The 1,730-nt window shown below is 56.7% G+C and carries 2 protein-coding genes; both read left to right on the forward strand.

What is annotated here, in order from left to right; all coding sequences use genetic code 11:
• On the forward strand, nucleotides 1-945 hold a 945-nt coding region (locus tag BN873_RS18940), incomplete at its 5' end, for a phage head morphogenesis protein (protein ID WP_277921605.1).
• A gap of 122 nt (nucleotides 946-1,067) precedes the next feature.
• Nucleotides 1,068-1,493, forward strand: a complete 426-nt coding sequence (locus tag BN873_RS16630) for a phage virion morphogenesis protein (RefSeq protein WP_048676417.1) — start codon at nucleotides 1,068-1,070, stop codon at nucleotides 1,491-1,493.
• Nucleotides 1,494-1,730 lie beyond the last annotated feature (237 nt).

Raw genomic sequence — 1,730 nt, forward strand, 5'->3', positions numbered from 1 at the left:
AACCTCCAAACCAGCACTGCCGCTGGCCGCTATCAGCAGATGCAGGCGATTGCGTCACGTCGCCCGTATTGGCGCTATCGGCATAATGATGCCGTCACCAACCCCAGGCCAGAGCATGTCGCCTGGGATGGCAAGGTCTTACGTGCGGATGATCCGTGGTGGTCTACGCATTATCCACCGTGCGGCTTTGGCTGCCGTTGTTTTGTCGAGTCGCTCTCGGAGCGCGATGTCGAGCGCCTGGGTCTTGAGCCAACCAAGGGCGAAGACATGCCGTTTAATGGAACCGTGGAGCGGGTCAGCACCAAAACCGGCGAAGTCATTACGCTGCCCCAGGGCGTCGATAAGGGTTGGGATTATGCCCCCGGTCGCGCTTGGTATCCTGATCTGGAGAAATATCCGTATTCGCTGGCTAAAGGCTTGGTAGCGGGCATGATGCGAGACGGTATCTTTGATCGCTGGCACGCCCGCATTGCCCAGCAAGTCGCCGAAGAACTGGCCAAACCTGACTATGCCAAGCTGAGCAAGAAAGCCGTTGAAACCCGCCTGCGCCAGCAACTGGATCGTAAAGAAGAGTTTCCGGTGGCGGTGATGCCGCCCGAAATGATGACGACACTGGGCGTTTCCGTGCAGACCGTACTGCTCTCAGAGTACGACGCGATCAAACAAGCGTATAGCCGATTAGGCGATCCCAACTTTACGGCGAACGCTTATCGCGCCGTGCAATCGATCTTCGAGACCGCCGAACTCATCGTGCGCGAAACCGATCAAGCGACGGTGTGGTTTCGTGACCAAGAGGATCGCCTGCATGTGGCCGTGCTGTGGCAGACCAAAACCGGCCAGGGGCTTTTCCTGAAGTCGTTGCGGTTTGGCTCCGAAAACGACAAGCGGCGTGCCAAAAAAGCAGGCACCGTGCTGCTGGAAAAGCAGCAGGATGCACAGGAGTAAGCTCGGCGGAGGACTCCCCGTTCCCTCCTAACGCCCACGATCCGAAGAACAGGCGACGGCCGGGAGATTCACCGTGTCAACCGAGCTAACCTTTTAGATACCCCACCCGCCCGGAAAATTCAATGGCTGGCGCGTTTATCATCATTGATTACAATGACGCCGAGATTCGGGTTTTTCTGGAAAAGCTCCAAGAGAAGCTGGGCGATCTCACACCGGTCTTTCGGGATCTGGGCGAGTCGCTGCTGATCTCGCATCGGGAACGGTTTAACCGAGGCATCGGCCCGGATGGTGCACCCTGGCCCGCACTATCCCCACACACCCACAAGAAAAAGAACCAAGACAAACTGCTGGTACTCGATGGCTGGCTACGGCAACTGAACTACCAGGCGAGCGGCACAGAATTGCGGCTGGGCACGGATCGGCTCTATGGCGCCACCCATCAATTCGGCGATCCCGACCGACACATTCCCGCCCGACCCTTCCTGGGTCTGGATGAAGGGGAGCGTGCAGCGATTTTAGAGACCTTGGCGGACTGGTTGGCCGACTAGCCGTATCTCGCCATCGCCTCTATCGCGTAACCCCTTTTAAAACCCTTTTAACTCGTCGTATTTTCGATTTTCCAGCCGAAGGAATACCGAAGGCGCGGTTCGAGTGGAAAACGCCTTAAATCGCTTATTTTGCGGCATAGCTCTTTCCAGTCATTTTTTAAGGTCGCTTAAAAGTCGCCCGGAGAATTGCTCGGCATACTGCCCGGCATGATCGCCAAGCCACTGCAAATCTTTTAC

The organism is Candidatus Competibacter denitrificans Run_A_D11, from assembly GCF_001051235.1.
Taxonomy (GTDB): domain Bacteria; phylum Pseudomonadota; class Gammaproteobacteria; order Competibacterales; family Competibacteraceae; genus Competibacter_A; species Competibacter_A denitrificans.

Coding starts and splice junctions, on each gene's coding strand:
- BN873_RS16630 (WP_048676417.1), top strand. CDS start 1,068: ATGGCTGGCGCGTTTATCATCATTGATTACAATGACGCCGAGATTCGG.